Raw genomic sequence first — 16,874 nt, 5'->3', positions numbered from 1 at the left:
ATGCTGAGGTTATTTGGCAAAAGACTGCTGGAGCTGCTATTGTTCTTCCTACTCCTGTCCTTTGTCAGCTTCTGTCTCCTTAAAATGGTTCCGGGCGATCCCGTCCGGAGCATTCTTAGAATAGATGATGTAGCTGTCACAAATGAGCAGATTGAAGCCATGCGCTCAGAGCTAGGACTAGATCTCCCCCTGCTGACCCAATATGGACAATGGCTGATGAAGCTTGCACATTTTGATTTAGGCAACTCTTATTTAACGAATAGATCGGTCATTAGCGAGTTTTCACAAAAGCTCCCTTACACTCTGCTTCTCACTGGCGGTTCCTTGACGGTTATGCTGTTAATTGCAGTTCCGCTTGGTACAATCTCAGCGATCTACCGAAACCGTTGGATTGACCGTTTCAGCCGCATTTTTTCTCTTATTGGCTCCTCAATCCCAAGCTTTTGGCTTGGACTGCTGTTAATCGAATTTCTAGCAGTAAAGCTTGGTTGGCTTCCCCCTATGGGTGAAGGCGGAGTTGCTCATCTCATTCTTCCGTCCATCACTCTGGGGCTTGCTATGTCGGCTGTTTATGTGCGTCTGATCCGCTCCAGCCTGATTGAAAGTGCGGGTCAAGATTTCATTACCTCTGCCAAAGCTAGAGGGATTCACCCTCTTCGAATTTATGTGCTTCATACCTTTAGACATAGTCTCGTACCCTTGCTTACCCTCTTCAGCGAAAGTCTGGGCAGCCTGCTAGGCGGTACCGTTGTGGTTGAAGTCTTGTTCGCTTACCCTGGATTGGGTAAATGGATTGTAGATGCCATTGCTGCTCGTGATTACCCGATTATTCAAGCTTATACTCTGTTTATGAGTCTTTTTATAGTTGGCATTAATATGTGTGTGGAAGTGTCGTATCGATGGATTAATCCGGAAATCGCTTTGAAGGGAAAAAGATAATCATGAGATTCAGTTCAGCTTCTCGGCTTCAACCCAAGGGTGCCTTCCATGTCTCCAAAGGAGTCTTGAAGGCACTCTTTATTCTTGCAACTCTTGTCCTCGTCCTTATATCACCTAACCTTGCACCGCAAGACCCTTATAAGCTTATCATCGCTGACCGTTTACAGGCCCCAAGCCTCGAACATTGGCTAGGGACAGACCATTTGGGCCGGGACCTCTTGTCCAGGATTATAGCAGGTATTCGCACAACTGTAGGGAACAGCTTGCTTATTCTGGCGATTTCTCTCTTAATTGGCGTTTCGCTCGGCTTGTTATCTGGATTTCTAGGCGGATTCTATGACCTGGTCTTTAAGAGAACCGTCGATGCCTTTATGACATTGCCTGATTATATTTTTGCGATAGTACTGAGCGGATTGCTGGGTCCCGGTTTAATCAATTTGTTATTTGCCATAATTTCGATCAAATGGGTGGGTTACGCAAGATTGGTGAGAAGTGTTGTGCTGCTTGAAAAAGAGAAGGAATATGTAGCTTTAGCGACACTTAGCGGCTTATCTTCTGTTCGGATTGTATTCAAGCATATCCTGCCGCATACCATTGGCAACGTGTTAGTACTGGCTTCCCTTGATCTTGGTAAAATCATTCTTATGATCGCCTCCCTCTCTTATATTGGCCTCGGACCTCAGCCTCCTGCAGCTGAATGGGGCTCTATGCTTAATGAAGGAAGAGTGTATTTCAATACAGCTCCCCATCTGATGCTGGCACCCGGTTTAGCAATTATGCTCACTGTGCTGCTAGCGAATATTCTGGGTGACCGTCTACGTGACAGATATGATATTAAAACCAAGGAGAGAGATTGAAGATATGTTATCTATTCAAAATCTTAGCATCATTTCGGTAAATAGGACCCTTGTCCATAACATCAGCTTAGAAATTGCGCCTGGCGAATGGCTTGCACTGGCTGGTGAAAGCGGGAGCGGCAAGAGCTTAACAGCGGCTTCTATAGGCGGGTTGATTCCTAAGAGCCTCACTCAAACGGGTAGTATAAGCTGGAAAGGAACCGAGCTGTCGGCCATGTCCACTGCCCGAAGAAGAATGTCGCTCGGGAAAGAGATCAGCTATATCTTTCAGGATTATCAAGGCGCATTTACTCCCTTTATAACAGTGGGCAAGCAGCTTGATGAGCTAGTCGCCACTCATGCGGATTTGAAGCAGGGCTCCCGACGCACGCTTTGCATTCAGGCCTTGGACAATGTCAATCTGCCTGGAGATAAGGTCTATTCCAGCTACCCCTTTCAACTTAGCGGAGGACAGCTGCAAAGGGCGGCCATAGCCGCTGCACTTATTATGAATCCGAGCCTAATCATTGCCGATGAACCTACCACCGCGCTGGACAGCTTAACCGCACAAAAGGTGCTTAAGCTTATTGCAGAGGCTAAAAAAGAAGCAAATATCTCTGTGTTATGGATTACACATGATTTAAGGCATGTTCGGAAATATGCAGACAGAGTCGCAGTAATGTGTAATGGAGAGCTCGTAGAGCAAGGAACAACCTATGATGTCCTAAATACACCTTCTCATCCCTACACCCGACGTTTGATTGCAGCCATTCCTCCCTTGTCCCCTAATGCTCCAAACCGGCTTGGACAAGTACTTCAAGAATCACAACCACAAGAAAGGAGACATTGAAAGAAATGACTGAGACTATACCAACTGACATTATCCGTGTCCATGAGCTGTCTAAATCTTATCTGAAGGACATTCCTGTTCTCCACAGCATTTCACTAAATTTAACACAAGGGGAATGTCTAGGTATTGTAGGAGAAAGCGGCAGCGGTAAAAGTACCTTGGCACGTTGTCTATTGACACTAAGCGATTGGGACAGCGGAGCCATATATTTTCATAATCAACACTTGAAAAGTCTAGGCAAAAAAAAATTGCGTGAGGCAAGATTGCGCATGGGTGCGGTATTTCAGAATCCCACAGCTGCTCTGAACTCTCGTATTCGGATCATAGATTCCTTAATGGAGCCTCTTGAACAACGTAAAGGCTTTCTCCCTACTTTCATTAAGAAGAATAATGGCACAGACCGAAAGGATATTGCAGCAGAGCTTCTACAAATTGTCGGTCTGCCCTCGGAGTATTTATCCAAATATCCTCATGAGCTAAGCGGCGGTGAGAAACAACGGGTGACGATCGCACGCGCGATTAGCACTGAGCCATCTTTCATTGTATTGGATGAGCCTACAGCAAGCCTCGATGTGACCACTCAGTCGGTTATTCTGAATCTACTTAAAGATTTGCAGGAAAACTACGGTTTGTCGTATCTTTTTATATCTCATGATTTGGCGGCTGTGCATTTTATGAGCCAACGTATTATTGTCATGAAGAACGGTCATATTCTGGACAGCTTCCCTAAAGCCCAGACATTTGATACCAACAGGCACAAGTATACAAAGCTGCTGCTGGATGTATTCTCAGGATGAACAAGAATCCGAACTACCCTACCCATCGCATGTATTTAATGCTCTGCATCCCTTTAATCATTTCTACCATTACCACTCCTTTACTTGGAGCAGTAGACACAGCCGTAGTAGGACATCTGTTCGATCCTGCCTTTCTGGGTGGAACGGCGATTGCCACTCTAATCATCAACACGATCTATTGGCTGTTCGGCTTCCTGCGAGTAAGCACCTCCGGTTTCGCTGCCCAGGCTCAAGGCCGACAGAATCTGGCTGAGGGAATATCTGAGCTTATTCGTCCACTCGCAGTAGCTTGTCTACTCGGCATATCATTAATCGCCTTGCAAAGACCGATCCTAAACAGCTCTCTTCTATTCATGAATCCAGAACCTGATGTAGCTAAATGGGCTGCTGTCTATTTCAACATTCGTATCTGGGGAGCCCCCTTAACACTGCTGAATTATGTGCTTCTCGGCTGGTTGATGGGGATGTCGCATATCAAATATACGCTATACATGCAAATCTCTATGAATGTAGTAAATATAATATTGGCTTTATTATTCGTACAGGGGTTTCAATGGGGAGTAGCTGGAGTCGCGGCGGCAACACTGTTAGCGGAAGGTGTTGCTTTTTTGCTCGGGTGCATCTTTGTTCTTCGCTCACCTTATATGGATGTGTCCTTTCTTGATTGGAGAGGACAGTTTAAGCTGAATGATCTAAAAAGGATGTTCCGAGCCAACGGAGACCTCTTGGTTCGCACCATTTGTTTATTGGCTATGTTCAATTTATTCACAGCAAACAGCACTTCCTTCGGAACCAATACTCTGGCTGCTAATTCTATTTTACTGCAAATTCATTATATTATGGCTTATTTCTTTGACGGCTTGGCGAATGCCAGCAGTATTTATGCTGGACAGGCACGTGGCTCCGGTAATCGATTGTTGCTAAAGAGAACCCTTCATCTATCGTGGGTCTGGGCTACCCTTACCTCGTTAGCATTGGCTGGAGTGTATCATATCACTAAAGTACCGCTTATCTCGATGTTCACAGAGAACCATGATATTCGGAATATTGCCCTAGCCTATAATACATGGCTGTACCTATTCCCTTTGGTAACTGGCATAGGACTTGTATTTTATGGAGTATTTACAGGTATGACAAATACAGAACCCGTACGTAATTCTATGATCCTGTCACTCTCCTCTTTTTTATTGAGTCTGTGGCTCTTTGTTCCTGAATACGGAAATCACGGCTTGTGGTTTTCCTTCATTATATTCGGGCTCGGAAGATCCATTTATCTGCTTCTCTATGTTCCCGGTTTAACTAAAAAGTTGGGTGACCTGGAGTAGCTTCGTTCAATTACGATATTACCCGCTCCAGACGGAATTCCAAATCGAGCATTTTTTCCACAATATTAAGCTTACTTAATATTTCAAACGGCAGAAGCACAGTAACCCTGATTAAAAGTAGATTGCTATAGTCAAGCACTGAATTTGCAGTTGATCCTTAATATACGCCATATTTATATATAACTATAGAAACGTTCCCGATCAAGGGATTAAAAATTCCGGGCCGGTTTACCCTCTGCCGACCCGCAGGCGGCAACGAGAGATGATTGCATGAAGAAAGCCCGCGTCTCAACGCGGGCTTTCTTGGTATTTAAGTATAGTAACAGACAAAAACGGAATGCTTCTTACTGTATTACTGGGCCGATTTGGCAAGGAATTCATCAATCTGACGCTGAACTTCCGCGATTATTGTGTCTATACCGGCGGCCTTTACCTGCTTCTGAAGCTTGGCCAGTCCGTTGTCTACATCATTCACCTTGCCATATTCCAATGGAATGCCGTATTGGAGCATCACATTACCTACGTTCGCGACTTCTGTCTTCACCTTGCTGTTATCGAACACGAAGGTTTCCAGATCATAGTGGTAAACCTCCCCCTCCCATTTGTCGGTCAACGCATTCGCTTCATCTGGGAACGAATCGTTGTCCCGGTTCAGTGGCGAGTTAAAGCACCAGTTGGAGAAGCCGGTGTAATTAGCATTCTTTTCCGCGTTCGTGAACTTGTCGTCTCCGACCGGATTGTAATGCACAGCGGAGATGCCGTTCATGATCAGATCGTGCAGTTCCTTGTCGTTCTGCAGCAGATCGACCATCATCAGGGCCCGCTCAGGATTTTTGGAGGTGGCGTGGATGGCGACCCCGTTCTGCGTGGAGACAGCCACTGACTTCTTCTTGTCCGGTGTAACGTCAGCCAGCGCCAATTCATACGGCGATTTCTTCTCCCGCATGTCGGTCACCATAGAGCCAAGCGTACCCAAGTTATGCGTAATTGACGCCGTCTTGCCTTCCTTGAACTCCTGTTGGTGATCCAGCTTACTGTTTAGCGCACTCTTCGACCAAGCGTTGTGATCGGCCAGATCTTTATAATAGTAGACGAGTTCCTTAAATTCCGGCGTTTCGTATACATTGAATATTTTACCTGCGGGATCAGTCAGCTTGAAGCCTAACGGCAGATCAAAGTCGAGCATGTTCCATTCGTTCTGCTGCTTCAGCAATACCCGGTCCAGATTGTGGAGCTTCCAGTCTCCGGTCTCCGGAGTGAACGGAAGGACGCCCTTTTCCTTCTCGGTAATGGTCTTGAGATAGGTAGCGTAAGCTTCCGGGCTGTTAATCTCCGGCAGGTTGTATTTCTTGCGAAGATCCTCCCGGTATAAAATCAGCTTCTCGACCGTTTCACCGCGGTTCTGAGGTACCATATAGAGCTTACCGTTCACCTTCGCCTGACCCCAACTCACCGGCGTCATCTCTTTCCAGGTCATCGGAGCGTACTTCTGCAGCATGTCGTCAGTCAGTTCCAGGAAGCCGCCTTTGATTGCCTGATCGTTGTATCCTGCCCAGTTGGCTGCGTAAATGAGATCAAAATCCTCGTTGGCCGCGAGTTTGAGCGGATATTTCTGCGCCCAGTCCGACCAGTCCAAGAACTCGCCTTCCAGGGTCGCGTTAATTTTCTCCTTAAGCTTCTTGTTGATCTCCCCAAACACCGTATCGTAGTCGATCGGCTTTGGTCCCACAAAGATCATCTTTAGTGTAACAGGCTGGGATGTATCCACTGTGCCGGAATCTCCGGCTGCCTGATTATTGCCTCCCGCTTCCTGCGTCGCGGCTGCCGAAGCCTGCGGCTCCGTCTGGCCCCCGGCGTTACCATTGTTGTTGCCGCACGCACCGAGCAGCGACAGCATTAGAATACCGGACAGCAGTGTCAACCCTCTTTTCTTATTCATTCGATTATTCCCCCCGTCGATATATGTAATCGCTTACAAGTAAAGTATAATAAAAATTTGCTTATCTTCTAATATAGGCCGTCAACGATTATACATACTTTTGCAACGACTTTCACGGTGGAGGCTGTCAATCATGAAATTCGAATCCAAAAAAATTCAGCTATTTACTTATCCAGCTTTCCTGTCGATAATATAAAATAGTCAACAAATGGAATAGTATGGAGGAGCATATGACTAATCGCAGAACCGAACCTTTTCGTTATACCCTTAAAGAACCCGCTTCATTTGATCTTCATATCCTTAGTATCAACGGGATCCCGGTTCCCTCTAAGCCTGTAAGAGCTATGATGTTTGACATCAGTCGTTCCGGTTGCCACTTGTCGCTACCCTTGAATGTCGATCCAGAAAATAACATGGTTCGCATTGGCATGGAGATGGACCTAACCGAAGAATCTATGTATATAGAAGGAACTTTGAAATGGAGCAAGGAACTAGAAGGCAGTTTCCATTACGGTTTACAATTAGAGATTCCTGAAGGGGATCGTGATCGTCTACCAAAAATACTGCGTAGTTTGGCTGGTGAAGGTAAAATATTGGTTCGTTGAGATATACAAAGAGCCCACGCTTAGACGCGGGCCCTTTGCATTTTATCATTCTATTGTGCTTTTACAAATTCAGCAGATTTGATACCTGCTTGGCGTCCGAAAATAATAATTTCTGCAACAGAGTTACCGCCGATGCGGTTTTCACCGTGCAATCCGCCTGTAACTTCTCCTGCCGCAAACAGACCTGTAATAGGCTTGCCGTCTTTATTTAAAACTTCTGTATTGGTGTTGATTTTCACACCACCCATGGTGTAGTGAACGCCAGGGCCTATTTTAATCGCATAGTATGGTGCGCCGGACAAGTCATTGTCCATCCCTGTTGTTCTACCGAATTCAGTATCCGATTTAGCTTTCACAGCACTGTTCCATGAATCCAGTGTTGCTTTCAACTTATCAGCAGGGACATTCATTTCTTTTGCCAAAGCCTCGATCGAGTCCCCTTGGATAACGAAGCCCATTTTTTCATATTGTTCAATGGCTTTAACGCGGGATTTTACACCGGAATCAAATACTAGAAATGCTGTTTTCTCAGGAAGCGTATTGATTGCTGCTGTGACCTTATCACGAGTATCCAGTTCGTTGGTGAACCGTGTGCCTTTACTTGAAATAAGGAGAGCACCCTCTCCGCGAACAGCTTCCCCAATGAGGTAAGACTTTTCTTGCTGTACCGTCGGGTGAACTTGGATTTGATCCATATCGACCGTAGTACCGCCAACTTTCTCAATCATCTTGATGCCGTCGCCGGTGCTGCCAATCTGGTTTGTAGTCACATATCCTTCCAAATCAGGTCTGACTTCGGAAATCATCTCCTTATTGGATCCGAAACCACCGGTTGTCACAACGACAGCCGCTGCTGTAATCACTTTCTCGTCAGCTTGGTTAAAAATAACTTTAACGCCATTTACCTTGCCGTCTTTTTGGGTAATTTCTTTGACATCAGCGTTCACAAAAAGCGGAATGCCTTTCTCTTGCAGATTCTTCACAAGACCTTTGACAAGGTATTGCCCTACCGCCGAGCCGTCTTCAGGACGGTGTGTGCGTTTTTCCTTCATACCGCCTGTAATGGTGATATTGTTCAATCGAATCCCGATGGAATCCAGCCAATCGATAGCACTTGCGGAATTATCAACAAAGAAACGAAGCATCTCTTTATCGTTAGTATCATGACCGCCTTTTAAAGTCTGATCATAAAATAGATCATTGCTGTCTTCAATACCTTGCTCTTTTTGAAATTTTGTTGCTGAAGCGTTCATTCCCGAAGATGATTTTGTTGTATTTCCGCCGGCAACCGGCATTTTTTCTAAAATAACCGGGTTCAAGCCTTTTGCTTTAGCCTCAAGTGCAGCAGACATACCCGCACCACCCGCACCGACAATGATGATATCATATTTATCTTTTAATTGATCGTACGGTGTATAGCTTGCTTCGGATGCTCCTGATACTGCTTCAACTTTTTGGGTCTCATTGTCCTTACTCTTGTTCTCGGTGTTTTTGCTGTTGCTGTTGCTGTTTCCGCATCCTGCGATAACGAGCATGACAGAGAGAATGAGAATAAGGGCCGCTGTTGTTGTCTTTTTCATCTAAAACCTTGCCCCCTTGTGCATATTTTCACAATTATCATAGCGGCAAAGCTGCTGCCTAGGGAAGCTTAAGTAACTTAAAAAAGCGTTTAGTAATTAAAGTAACTGGCACTTTAGATCGGATTTTAAATTGACAAAACCAAAAAAAGGAATTAAGATCAAATCAAATATGTCTAGTAGACATATCCTATAGAAATGAGGCGTTCATATTCATGCAGGATAAAATCATTTTAGGATTGCTGTTAGACGGTGAGAAATCGTCCTATGATCTGAAGAAAACGATGGAATCAAGCACCGGATTCTTTTACAATTCCAGCCAAGGCAGCATACAACCGGCCCTGAAGAAGCTGATTCAGAATAGACATGTCCATGTAACAGAGGAGTTTCAGGGAGCAAGGAGTAAGAAAGTCTACTCGATAACCGAGGAAGGTGAAGAAGAATTCCTCCGCTGGGCCGGTAAATCTATCGCGTTAGATAAACCCAGGGATCCTGCACTCGTCAAAATGTTTTTCTTCAACTACGTCGAAAACTCCAGAAAACTCGAACTTGTCGAAGCGTATTTACATGAAATTGAAAATGTCGGAGCAACCATGAGGAAGATTCAACAAATGAACCGGGAAAAGATCGGGGAAAACAAAGAACTTCTGAACAACCCTAAAGTTAAAACACGGTTGGATACATTGGAATTTGGCATGGATTATTATGCTTTCTTACAGGAGTGGTACACGAAGTACTTACAGAAGTTAAAAGAGGAGATGGAATCTTGAGGGAAAATGGAGACAAGACGCTTAAACACGTTATTATTTTCTCGATCATTGCGTTAAGCTGTGGATGGATCGGGCGGTTGGTGGATCTGCAAGTAGGAACGGATAAGAACGGCAGCCTCGGTCAGCTGATTTGGATTGTGTCGCCCCTCTTGACTATGGTGATTATGCGTAGTTGGATGGGTGACGGATGGAAAGATTTCGGCATCAACCCCCTATTCAAAGGAAACCTATTTTTGTATATGTTCAGTATCCTTTTCTATCCCTTAATGACCGTGGTGATTGTAGGCATGGGTTTGGGACTGGGGTGGATTGAAATATCTCCTTCGTCTTCTACCTATTTAGCAGCATTTGGTATGGCTCTCCTACCGGGCTTCATCAAGAATATATTCGAGGAATTTGCGTGGAGAGGTTATTTGGCGCCAAAACTGTTCACGATAGGAATCAACCGCTTCCTCGTCCATATTACCGTTGGAGTGGTTTGGGGGGCGTGGCATTTCCCTTATTTATCCCTGTTCCTCGACACTACGGAAAGCATGATCACCTATATCCCTCGTATGATGATTGGTGTGATCGCCATGGCGATACTATATGGTGAAATTCTGTTAATGACCAAAAGCGTATGGCCAGCCGTCCTTATGCACACGATGGGAAATGCCTTCATAGATACATTAATTTTGAAAAAATTCATTCTGGTTCATGAGAGTTTCAAGGTTGTAGCCATACCCAGCCCCGAAGGAATCCTCACTATTGCTTTAACTGGACTCACTGGTTTGTGGATATATAAAAGAAGACTAGCTAAAACCCACCTGCGATAAGAAACCTAGGTGGGTTTTAACTTTGTATCATGTGTTTATTCTTTTCTACCGACAATTTCGTCTAATGCGGTATGTTTATCGCTTTTCGCAGCCTCAGCAATTTCGCGATCAGTTTCACTACTGCCTTGAATAGCTTTTGCTGCGTCTGCCTGCTGTTGCAATTGTTCTTCAATCTGTCCGATTCCATGCGCCTCTTGATGATTTCGGCTTGATGGCATAGTTGCAACTCCTTCAACTTTTTTCGGAATTTCTTAACTTATTTTTTTTTGGTCGAACCTGGAACTGCTGAATCGTGATTATTTCCCGGACTCTTTTTGCCCTTTTCATTTTTTGGTTGGCGAGGCATATAGTGTGCTCCCTTCTGTTCGTTCTGAAACTAGCAACTCATTAGCTGCCATAAAAAGTATGTCCCGTTGTTTAATCCCTAATTCGAGAATGGCATATAATTGATGACCACATTTCCCCGCTTGTGCCCTTTTTCAACATACCTGTGTGCCTCAGCCGTCTGTTCTAACGGATAACGTCTATCGATGACCGATTTTATTTTCCCTGCCTCGAAAAGTTCTTTAAGGAAAACTAGATTTCCTTTGTTCTGGAGTAAGCCCGCAGTCGTAAAAATCACCTTTTTGCTGCCAATCTTCGATGTCCATAACATTTGAAGCATAGTCCTAAGGGTAGGGACAGTTGTAAGATAGACCCCTTTTTGCTTAAGCGAGTTTTTGCAACGTGAAAATGAACTTTTTCCTACTGCGTCGAAAATAATGTCATAGGTCTGACCGCCTTTGGTGAAGTCCGCTTGGGTATAATCAATAACATGATCAGCTCCCAGAGATTTCACCATTTCTGAATTCGCAGAACTGCATACTCCAGTAACTTCTGCTCCGTAGTATTTAGCAAGCTGTACAGTATAAGCCCCTACCGCTCCAGATGCACCGTTGATAAGGATTTTTTGTCCGCTCTGAATTTTCGCCTTATCTCTAAGAAATATCAATGCAGTGGGTGCTCCATCACTAACGGCGGCTGCATCATCATATGTTGAATTCACCGGTTTTAGGGTTACTGCTTTATCTTCAGGCAGACACATGTATTCGGCATGTGCGCCAAAAGTATTTGGACTTAGGCCATACACCTGATCTGCTTTCTTGAATAACTTTACATCCTTGCCTACGGCTTCAATCTCCCCGGCAAACTCAACGCCTGTTTTGGGGTTTTTGGGTTTCGTAAGTCCGTAAAAAAGTCGGATCATAAAGGGATCTGCCTTTCTAAAAGAACAGTCCGACGGGGTTACTACTGCCGCATATACTCGAATCAGTATTTCATTATCTTTGGGAGTTGGCTTAGCTACCTCTTTAAATTGAAGCACATCCGGGGTTCCGTACTTTTCGCATACGATCGCTTTCATACTATTCCTCCTCTTTTTCTATAAAGAAAACTTCCTCTAACGGTGAGTTGAACACGAGAGCGATACGAAAAGCCAATTCCAGAGAAGGAGAGTATTTTTCTTTTTCAATAGCTACGATGGTTTGCCGCGTCACACTTACTTTTTCAGCCAATTGCTGCTGGGTCATTTCATCATGGTTAAAACGTAATTTTCGAACATTGTTGCGAATAAGCATTTTACCCATCTTAGACTCCCCTCCGATAAAGATAGAGCTGTGTAATACCACCAACCATCTCTGATAAGAACCCTGAGACCATTAGGATAATAAACATCACAGTGGGCTGCATATCCATAACCAGTGATCCCATCGATACAAGAAAACCAAGAGTAAAGACATAATGAGAATTCCTTGTGGCTTTCAGTTCAATTAATTTGTCTAGTTCATCAGAGAATGAAGGCTCTGTTTCATTAGTCGTTATTCTATAGATGATATTGAAAACAATGGTAATGATGATTTTGACTACTATAGACACCGGGATTAAGATTAAAATTACGCCTCCCCAAAAACTGAAGGTATTCGCGGAATCAATGCTCCCTAAAGGATGCTTCTGAAAAACATACAAACCATACCATACAAATACCAGAAAAGAGCCCAATAAGGATACGATGTTCTTTTTTTCTTGATAGGACATTTCTGTTCCTCCTTTATAAATACCTAATAAAACCAGTCAAGTATTATATACATAATGTATGCTAAACTATACATATTGTCAACAAAACATTACACCAAGTACAAAATACTTTTCTACCTTCCGCCAATTACGTGCACACAAAAACAACCGAGAAGCTCTATAAGAAGACTCTTGGTTGTTTTTTTTGTGTGTACACGACCATATATTTGATTCACATCATAACTTCTTCCAAGCGGTTCATACCCAAGCATCCTTTGCATAACCTCGTACTTCCCAATATCCGACATGATCATTTTCAATCAGCTCAATTCGGTTCAACCATTTAACAGACTTGTACGCATACATTTTCGGAACGATAAGCCGGACAGGCCCGCCAAGATCACTGGGAATGGGCTTGCCGTCGTGCATAACTGCTACCATGACATCATCCAAATCAGCTTGCTCCAGCGACAACGAATCGGTATAAACGCCATCTCCAGAATAAAATTTAACCGTCCTGGCCTTTGCCTTGACACCTGCTTGTTTAAGTAGTGTCTTAAGCGGGATGCCTTCCCATGTATTTTTATAAACGGACCAGCCCGTCACGCAGTGAAAATCACTGACCTGCACCATCCGTTTCTGCTCCAGAAACTGCTCCCAGTTCCATTTGTAGGGCTTGTCGACTAGTCCATCTATTGTGAACGACCAATTCTCATTCGTAAAAGAAGGAATTGGCGTCACCGTATATACACGGAAATGCCCCTCCGCACCACCGCCGAGCGGAAGTGTTGATGCCGGTAAAGGCACCGGATCAGGGACTAGTGAATTAGCATTATCCTCAATCAATTTATCAATCGTTTTACTTCCGCCCATGCTTCCAATCGAATTGCCCAACCACTTAACAAAAGAGGGCCCGAGCGTAACCGCAAGCCCCATCCCGATTGCGCCTCGAATGAAGGCCCTTCTCGTATAAACGGGCTGCGGTGCTGCGGGGTGAAGCACCTCAACCACATGGGTGTCCTCAATTGTACGACGATTCGGTTCCTTGAGCCATTTCAACCTCGTTATGGAGTGATATATGATGTACGGGAGACCTATCCAAGTAAGTAAATCATGTGAGACCAAAGCGATATTCGATATTCTAGGACCCACTACTCTGAACTGCCATAACAAAACACCAGTGCCAAACCAACCCAACAGCAATCCCAGCACAACAAGTACATTGAACCGCTGCCAGGGTTTCTTCTTAAGCTGCTTCCAATGTTTTGCAGCAAGCAATAAATAGTAAACAACCGGAAGGATGGAAGCTACACCCACAGCAATATGCAGCCATTTAATCCATACTCGCCCCTCCCCCAGGAAACCCCGCCAGAAACCGCTGATTAAAATAAGACCGGATAAAGCCAAAATTAAGACGATCCGTTCCACGCATGAAGAGATACCAGCTTTTTCCCATAGCCCTTGCGCGCACGCTCCAGGAATCCGCCCATTTAATTCCGCCTCCCTCTTAACCTCTTGCTTATCCTTCCAGAAGCATTCATATCTCTGTAGTTTTTTTAGCATCAACGGCTTCTCTAAGGGTGAACCAAAACACACTCCCGTGGTTGCCCGCTGGTTGGATACCGATTTGCCCTCCAGAATGCTCTACCAAAAGCTTTGCAATGGATAAACCAAGTCCGGCACCGCCACCTTCACGGCTCCGTGACTGTTCAGAACGATAGAAACGCTCGAATATCCGCTCTCTTTCTTCTACGGGAACACCCTCTCCCTCATCGGAAACTTCAAATCTGACGAGTTTTCCGGACGGATCTTCAATTTCCTCCGCCAGTAGAGAGAGCAGTCCGTCTTTTGGGGAATACCTTATTGCATTTTCAAGTAGATTTTGTAGTATTCGCTGCAGATGCCTTGGAGCTATTATTATACTCACTCGACGATCTGGGAGCCTCACTATTAACTGCAATGACTTCAGTGCAATTGGCTTTGTAAACCGTGGCAGCAATTCAACAAGTACATCCTCGACAATCGATAGCTTCAGTTCATCAGGTTCCTGCTTTGTTCCATCAAGCGTTGATAATTCGAATAAATCCTGAATTAAATTACCGAGTCTGACTGTCTCTGAACGAATTGTCGACAGATAATTGCGGAATGTCTCCTCATCCTGAATAATGTCATCCTGCAAGGCCTCCACATAAGATTGCACCGAAGCAAGCGGGGTGCGTAGATCATGTGCCATATTTGCGACAAGCTCTCTTTGTGAGGCTTCCGCCGCTTTTACCTGACGGAAGCTTGTCTCCAGGCTGCTTCCCATATGATTGAACTGATCTGCGAGCTGTCTGAACTCTTTAAATCCCGTATGTTCAATTCGCGCTTCCAAATCTCCCGCTGCTATCCGCCCAGCTCCTTCTCCCACCCGTCGCACCGAAGCTTCTATTGGACGTAGGAGTAAAAAATGCAGTAGAGCCGATACAATTGCCGCTCCAACTGTCGCAGAGGTCAGCCAAATAAATTGATCCATAGAAAGCAGCATGTAACGATAGAAAGCCACCAGCAAAATAATAATAAATGCTATACTAATCATGTTAGCGAGCAAAAGATAGGTTCGAAGCTTCATTCGCTCACATCCTTGACTTCCAGCTTATAGCCAATTCCCCAAACGGTCTTAATCCAGGACGGTTCGGACGGATTCTCCTCAATTTTCTCACGAAGGCGGCGCATATGCACCGTAACGGTTGTGGTATCTCCGTCATAAGCGACATCCCATATTTGATTCAACAGTTGACTTCGCGAGAACACTTTACCCGGATATATAGCCAAAAGATGCAGCAGATCAAATTCCGTGGCCGTCAGTTCCGCCTCATCCCCCCTTACGGTTACCCGTCTTTCCAGAGGATATATCGACAATCCGTCAAAAAAAATAGGGGGCTGATCGGTCTCCTCAGCATTAGGAAATAGGTGCTGATCCTTTGCCGCAGTATGTGCATGAATACCCGTTCTTCTCAAAATATTTTTAATACGCAGCACGAGTTCTCTTGGACTGAATGGCTTTGTGATATAATCATCAGCACCCATTGTTAGACCTACTAATCGGTCAGCTTCCTCTCCCCGAGCCGTTAGCATAATGATTGGAGTTTCTTCCACTTGTCTAACTCGATCACATACCTCAATCCCGCCAAGCTTCGGCATCATCAAGTCGAGAATGAGCATATCCGGACGATGCTCACTCCACAGCCGCAGTGCTTCCTCACCATCGGCCGCCACCCATACCGTCCATCCCTCGCGCTCCAGATATCGGCGGCATACATCCGTAATATTCCGTTCATCATCGGCTACAATTATTTTGGCGCTCATGACGGGTTCCTCCTGTTTTGGCCTGCTGGCATTCTATTCGTATATTATAGCTTTATTGCCTAGCAGATTCGACAGAACAGTTCCCCCATTTATTTATTTGTCTCCATTGTGTCGTCCTTCATATCCGCATTTCCCATTTCAGATTGCGTGTTCGATTTATTCATGTTTTCTTTGTTCATGTCTTTTTCATTGGCATTACAAGCGTTAAGTACCAGCGTAACCCCTAATAATAGTACAACTAAGATTCCTTTTCTCACGAAAATCTCCTCCTTGGAATTTAAGTTTTCTCTACCTGCCAATCATCTTAACGATTAAAGCTAACCATATAAGAACGAACTTCTTGCGAAAGCATTAGAATAACATTACAAAAGTATTACGATTTCAACGGACTAAGAAAGAGACTGTGTGACTGTTCGCGACAACGTAAACATCAGCTATCACTTCAATACAAGTAATGAAGGTTGGAAGGGTTCTTTTGCCGACCTGCCAGTGGATTACAACAAGGAAATATACGCACTGAACTATGCCAGAGCGCTCCTGCCCATCGGTGGCAAGAATACAACTAATTATGGTCTTAAGCTCGTAGGAGCTAATCGAAGTGATGATCTGTTCATGTTCCTTACCAAAAAAGTTGAAAACCTCACTCCCAATACAACCTATCAAGTTAAACTCGATATAGGGATGTACACCAAAGAATCCGGCGGCATGTTGGGCATCGGGGGCTCTCCTAGTGAATCCGTTTATGTAAATAGACAAAGGCGATCAGTTCAATGAAGGCGTTGACGCGAAGATGTTGGGGAATATTACGAAACCTGACTCTGACAAAGAAGGTTTTCAGCGTATTAATTTCAGTTACAGCGCAACAGTAAAAACAAACGTTAAGGGCGAATTATATCTGCTGATCGGTACTGATTCAAGTTACGAGGGGCTTACGACGTTATATTTTGACGATATCAAGCTGCCCGCTGTGAAGAAACAATAACATTTTGTGAACATGCAAAAAGGAGCCCGAGGGCTCCTT

General features: G+C 44.6%; 19 protein-coding genes and 1 pseudogene. 10 read left to right on the top strand and 10 right to left on the bottom strand.

Annotation, left to right across the window (positions count from 1 at the left end; genetic code table 11):
- The 5 genes from nikB to J2T20_RS19420 are packed head-to-tail and all read left to right on the top strand — an operon-like array spanning position 1 to position 4,747.
- Complete coding sequence (gene nikB, locus J2T20_RS19440) at positions 1 to 939, top strand: nickel ABC transporter permease (RefSeq protein WP_307590995.1); 939 nt, start codon at positions 1 to 3, stop codon at positions 937 to 939.
- A gap of 2 nt (positions 940 to 941) precedes the next feature.
- Positions 942 to 1,796 (top strand): nickel transporter permease, encoded by an 855-nt coding sequence (nikC, locus tag J2T20_RS19435; protein ID WP_307590994.1) that lies wholly within the window; start codon positions 942 to 944, stop codon positions 1,794 to 1,796.
- Between the two features lie 4 nt (positions 1,797 to 1,800).
- The gene (locus tag J2T20_RS19430) at positions 1,801 to 2,625 is read left to right on the top strand and encodes an ABC transporter ATP-binding protein (RefSeq protein ID WP_307590993.1); all 825 of its coding nucleotides are present in this window, start codon (positions 1,801 to 1,803) and stop codon (positions 2,623 to 2,625) included.
- A gap of 5 nt (positions 2,626 to 2,630) precedes the next feature.
- A complete protein-coding gene (locus tag J2T20_RS19425) occupies positions 2,631 to 3,422 on the top strand; it encodes an ABC transporter ATP-binding protein (RefSeq protein ID WP_307590992.1) in 792 nt (263 codons plus the stop codon).
- Positions 3,419 to 4,747, top strand: coding sequence for an MATE family efflux transporter (locus J2T20_RS19420; protein ID WP_307590991.1), 1,329 nt, complete (start codon positions 3,419 to 3,421; stop codon positions 4,745 to 4,747). Before J2T20_RS19425 ends, J2T20_RS19420 begins: the two co-directional genes overlap by 4 nt.
- A gap of 352 nt (positions 4,748 to 5,099) precedes the next feature.
- On the opposite strand, the gene J2T20_RS19415 is transcribed toward J2T20_RS19420, so the two are convergent.
- Positions 5,100 to 6,686, bottom strand: coding sequence for an ABC transporter substrate-binding protein (locus J2T20_RS19415; RefSeq protein WP_307590990.1), 1,587 nt, complete (start codon positions 6,684 to 6,686; stop codon positions 5,100 to 5,102).
- Between the two features lie 230 nt (positions 6,687 to 6,916).
- Here J2T20_RS19415 and J2T20_RS19410 point away from each other — a divergent pair, with 230 nt between their 5' ends.
- A complete protein-coding gene (locus J2T20_RS19410; RefSeq protein ID WP_307590989.1) occupies positions 6,917 to 7,291 on the top strand; it encodes a PilZ domain-containing protein in 375 nt (124 codons plus the stop codon).
- A gap of 50 nt (positions 7,292 to 7,341) precedes the next feature.
- Here the strand turns inward: J2T20_RS19410 and J2T20_RS19405 are convergent, their stop codons facing one another.
- Positions 7,342 to 8,871 carry a flavocytochrome c gene (locus tag J2T20_RS19405; RefSeq protein ID WP_307590988.1) on the bottom strand — a complete coding sequence of 510 codons (1,530 nt, stop codon included), beginning with the start codon at positions 8,869 to 8,871 and terminating at the stop codon, positions 7,342 to 7,344.
- 212 nt (positions 8,872 to 9,083) lie between these two features.
- Here J2T20_RS19405 and J2T20_RS19400 point away from each other — a divergent pair, with 212 nt between their 5' ends.
- On the top strand, positions 9,084 to 9,638 hold the full coding sequence (locus J2T20_RS19400) for a PadR family transcriptional regulator (protein ID WP_307590987.1): 555 nt from the start codon (positions 9,084 to 9,086) through the stop codon (positions 9,636 to 9,638).
- The gene (locus J2T20_RS19395; RefSeq protein ID WP_307590986.1) at positions 9,635 to 10,453 is read left to right on the top strand and encodes a CPBP family intramembrane glutamic endopeptidase; all 819 of its coding nucleotides are present in this window, start codon (positions 9,635 to 9,637) and stop codon (positions 10,451 to 10,453) included. Before J2T20_RS19400 ends, J2T20_RS19395 begins: the two co-directional genes overlap by 4 nt.
- Before the next feature lie 35 nt (positions 10,454 to 10,488).
- Here the strand turns inward: J2T20_RS19395 and J2T20_RS19390 are convergent, their stop codons facing one another.
- The 8 genes and pseudogenes from J2T20_RS19390 to J2T20_RS19355 all read right to left on the bottom strand — a co-directional run bounded on the left by J2T20_RS19390 (position 10,489) and on the right by J2T20_RS19355 (position 16,110).
- Positions 10,489 to 10,671, bottom strand: a complete 183-nt coding sequence (locus J2T20_RS19390) for a hypothetical protein (RefSeq protein ID WP_307590985.1) — start codon at positions 10,669 to 10,671, stop codon at positions 10,489 to 10,491.
- Positions 10,672 to 10,877: 206 nt separating this feature from the next.
- A complete protein-coding gene (locus tag J2T20_RS19385; RefSeq protein WP_307590984.1) occupies positions 10,878 to 11,855 on the bottom strand; it encodes an NAD(P)-dependent alcohol dehydrogenase in 978 nt (325 codons plus the stop codon).
- A gap of 1 nt (position 11,856) precedes the next feature.
- A complete protein-coding gene (locus tag J2T20_RS19380) occupies positions 11,857 to 12,078 on the bottom strand; it encodes a helix-turn-helix transcriptional regulator (protein WP_036655193.1) in 222 nt (73 codons plus the stop codon).
- Between the two features lies 1 nt (position 12,079).
- A complete protein-coding gene (locus tag J2T20_RS19375; protein WP_307590983.1) occupies positions 12,080 to 12,526 on the bottom strand; it encodes a hypothetical protein in 447 nt (148 codons plus the stop codon).
- A gap of 237 nt (positions 12,527 to 12,763) precedes the next feature.
- Positions 12,764 to 13,995 (bottom strand): annotated as a pseudogene (locus J2T20_RS19370) (molybdopterin-dependent oxidoreductase).
- 47 nt (positions 13,996 to 14,042) lie between these two features.
- Complete coding sequence (locus tag J2T20_RS19365; protein ID WP_307590981.1) at positions 14,043 to 15,116, bottom strand: sensor histidine kinase; 1,074 nt, start codon at positions 15,114 to 15,116, stop codon at positions 14,043 to 14,045.
- Positions 15,113 to 15,853 carry a response regulator transcription factor gene (locus tag J2T20_RS19360; RefSeq protein ID WP_307590980.1) on the bottom strand — a complete coding sequence of 247 codons (741 nt, stop codon included), beginning with the start codon at positions 15,851 to 15,853 and terminating at the stop codon, positions 15,113 to 15,115. Before J2T20_RS19360 ends, J2T20_RS19365 begins: the two co-directional genes overlap by 4 nt.
- An 89-nt stretch (positions 15,854 to 15,942) precedes the next feature.
- Positions 15,943 to 16,110, bottom strand: coding sequence for a hypothetical protein (locus tag J2T20_RS19355; protein ID WP_307590979.1), 168 nt, complete (start codon positions 16,108 to 16,110; stop codon positions 15,943 to 15,945).
- A 148-nt stretch (positions 16,111 to 16,258) separates the two neighbouring features.
- Here J2T20_RS19355 and J2T20_RS19350 point away from each other — a divergent pair, with 148 nt between their 5' ends.
- Together J2T20_RS19350 and J2T20_RS19345 are read left to right on the top strand one after the other, a co-directional pair.
- A complete protein-coding gene (locus J2T20_RS19350) occupies positions 16,259 to 16,627 on the top strand; it encodes a hypothetical protein (RefSeq protein WP_307590978.1) in 369 nt (122 codons plus the stop codon).
- A 16-nt stretch (positions 16,628 to 16,643) separates the two neighbouring features.
- Positions 16,644 to 16,835, top strand: a complete 192-nt coding sequence (locus J2T20_RS19345; RefSeq protein ID WP_307590977.1) for a hypothetical protein — start codon at positions 16,644 to 16,646, stop codon at positions 16,833 to 16,835.
- Positions 16,836 to 16,874 lie beyond the last annotated feature (39 nt).

This window comes from Paenibacillus wynnii, assembly GCF_030812855.1.
Taxonomy (GTDB): domain Bacteria; phylum Bacillota; class Bacilli; order Paenibacillales; family Paenibacillaceae; genus Paenibacillus_AQ; species Paenibacillus_AQ wynnii_A.
Note: the sequence above shows the minus strand (reverse complement) of the source record. Positions and strands in the feature narration are given on the sequence as shown.

Bases quoted from the DNA above. Each gene is read 5' to 3' on its own strand.
- J2T20_RS19360 (WP_307590980.1), bottom strand. From the start codon at position 15,853: ATGAGCGCCAAAATAATTGTAGCCGATGATGAACGGAATATTACGGAT.
- J2T20_RS19400 (WP_307590987.1), top strand. From the start codon at position 9,084: ATGCAGGATAAAATCATTTTAGGATTGCTGTTAGACGGTGAGAAATCG.
- J2T20_RS19420 (WP_307590991.1), top strand. From the start codon at position 3,419: ATGAACAAGAATCCGAACTACCCTACCCATCGCATGTATTTAATGCTC.
- J2T20_RS19390 (WP_307590985.1), bottom strand. From the start codon at position 10,671: ATGCCATCAAGCCGAAATCATCAAGAGGCGCATGGAATCGGACAGATT.
- J2T20_RS19375 (WP_307590983.1), bottom strand. From the start codon at position 12,526: ATGTCCTATCAAGAAAAAAAGAACATCGTATCCTTATTGGGCTCTTTT.
- nikC (WP_307590994.1), top strand. From the start codon at position 942: ATGAGATTCAGTTCAGCTTCTCGGCTTCAACCCAAGGGTGCCTTCCAT.
- J2T20_RS19425 (WP_307590992.1), top strand. From the start codon at position 2,631: ATGACTGAGACTATACCAACTGACATTATCCGTGTCCATGAGCTGTCT.
- J2T20_RS19365 (WP_307590981.1), bottom strand. From the start codon at position 15,116: ATGAAGCTTCGAACCTATCTTTTGCTCGCTAACATGATTAGTATAGCA.
- J2T20_RS19430 (WP_307590993.1), top strand. From the start codon at position 1,801: ATGTTATCTATTCAAAATCTTAGCATCATTTCGGTAAATAGGACCCTT.
- J2T20_RS19405 (WP_307590988.1), bottom strand. From the start codon at position 8,871: ATGAAAAAGACAACAACAGCGGCCCTTATTCTCATTCTCTCTGTCATG.
- J2T20_RS19345 (WP_307590977.1), top strand. From the start codon at position 16,644: ATGTTGGGGAATATTACGAAACCTGACTCTGACAAAGAAGGTTTTCAG.
- J2T20_RS19415 (WP_307590990.1), bottom strand. From the start codon at position 6,686: ATGAATAAGAAAAGAGGGTTGACACTGCTGTCCGGTATTCTAATGCTG.
- J2T20_RS19385 (WP_307590984.1), bottom strand. From the start codon at position 11,855: ATGAAAGCGATCGTATGCGAAAAGTACGGAACCCCGGATGTGCTTCAA.
- nikB (WP_307590995.1), top strand. From the start codon at position 1: ATGCTGAGGTTATTTGGCAAAAGACTGCTGGAGCTGCTATTGTTCTTC.
- J2T20_RS19380 (WP_036655193.1), bottom strand. From the start codon at position 12,078: ATGGGTAAAATGCTTATTCGCAACAATGTTCGAAAATTACGTTTTAAC.
- J2T20_RS19410 (WP_307590989.1), top strand. From the start codon at position 6,917: ATGACTAATCGCAGAACCGAACCTTTTCGTTATACCCTTAAAGAACCC.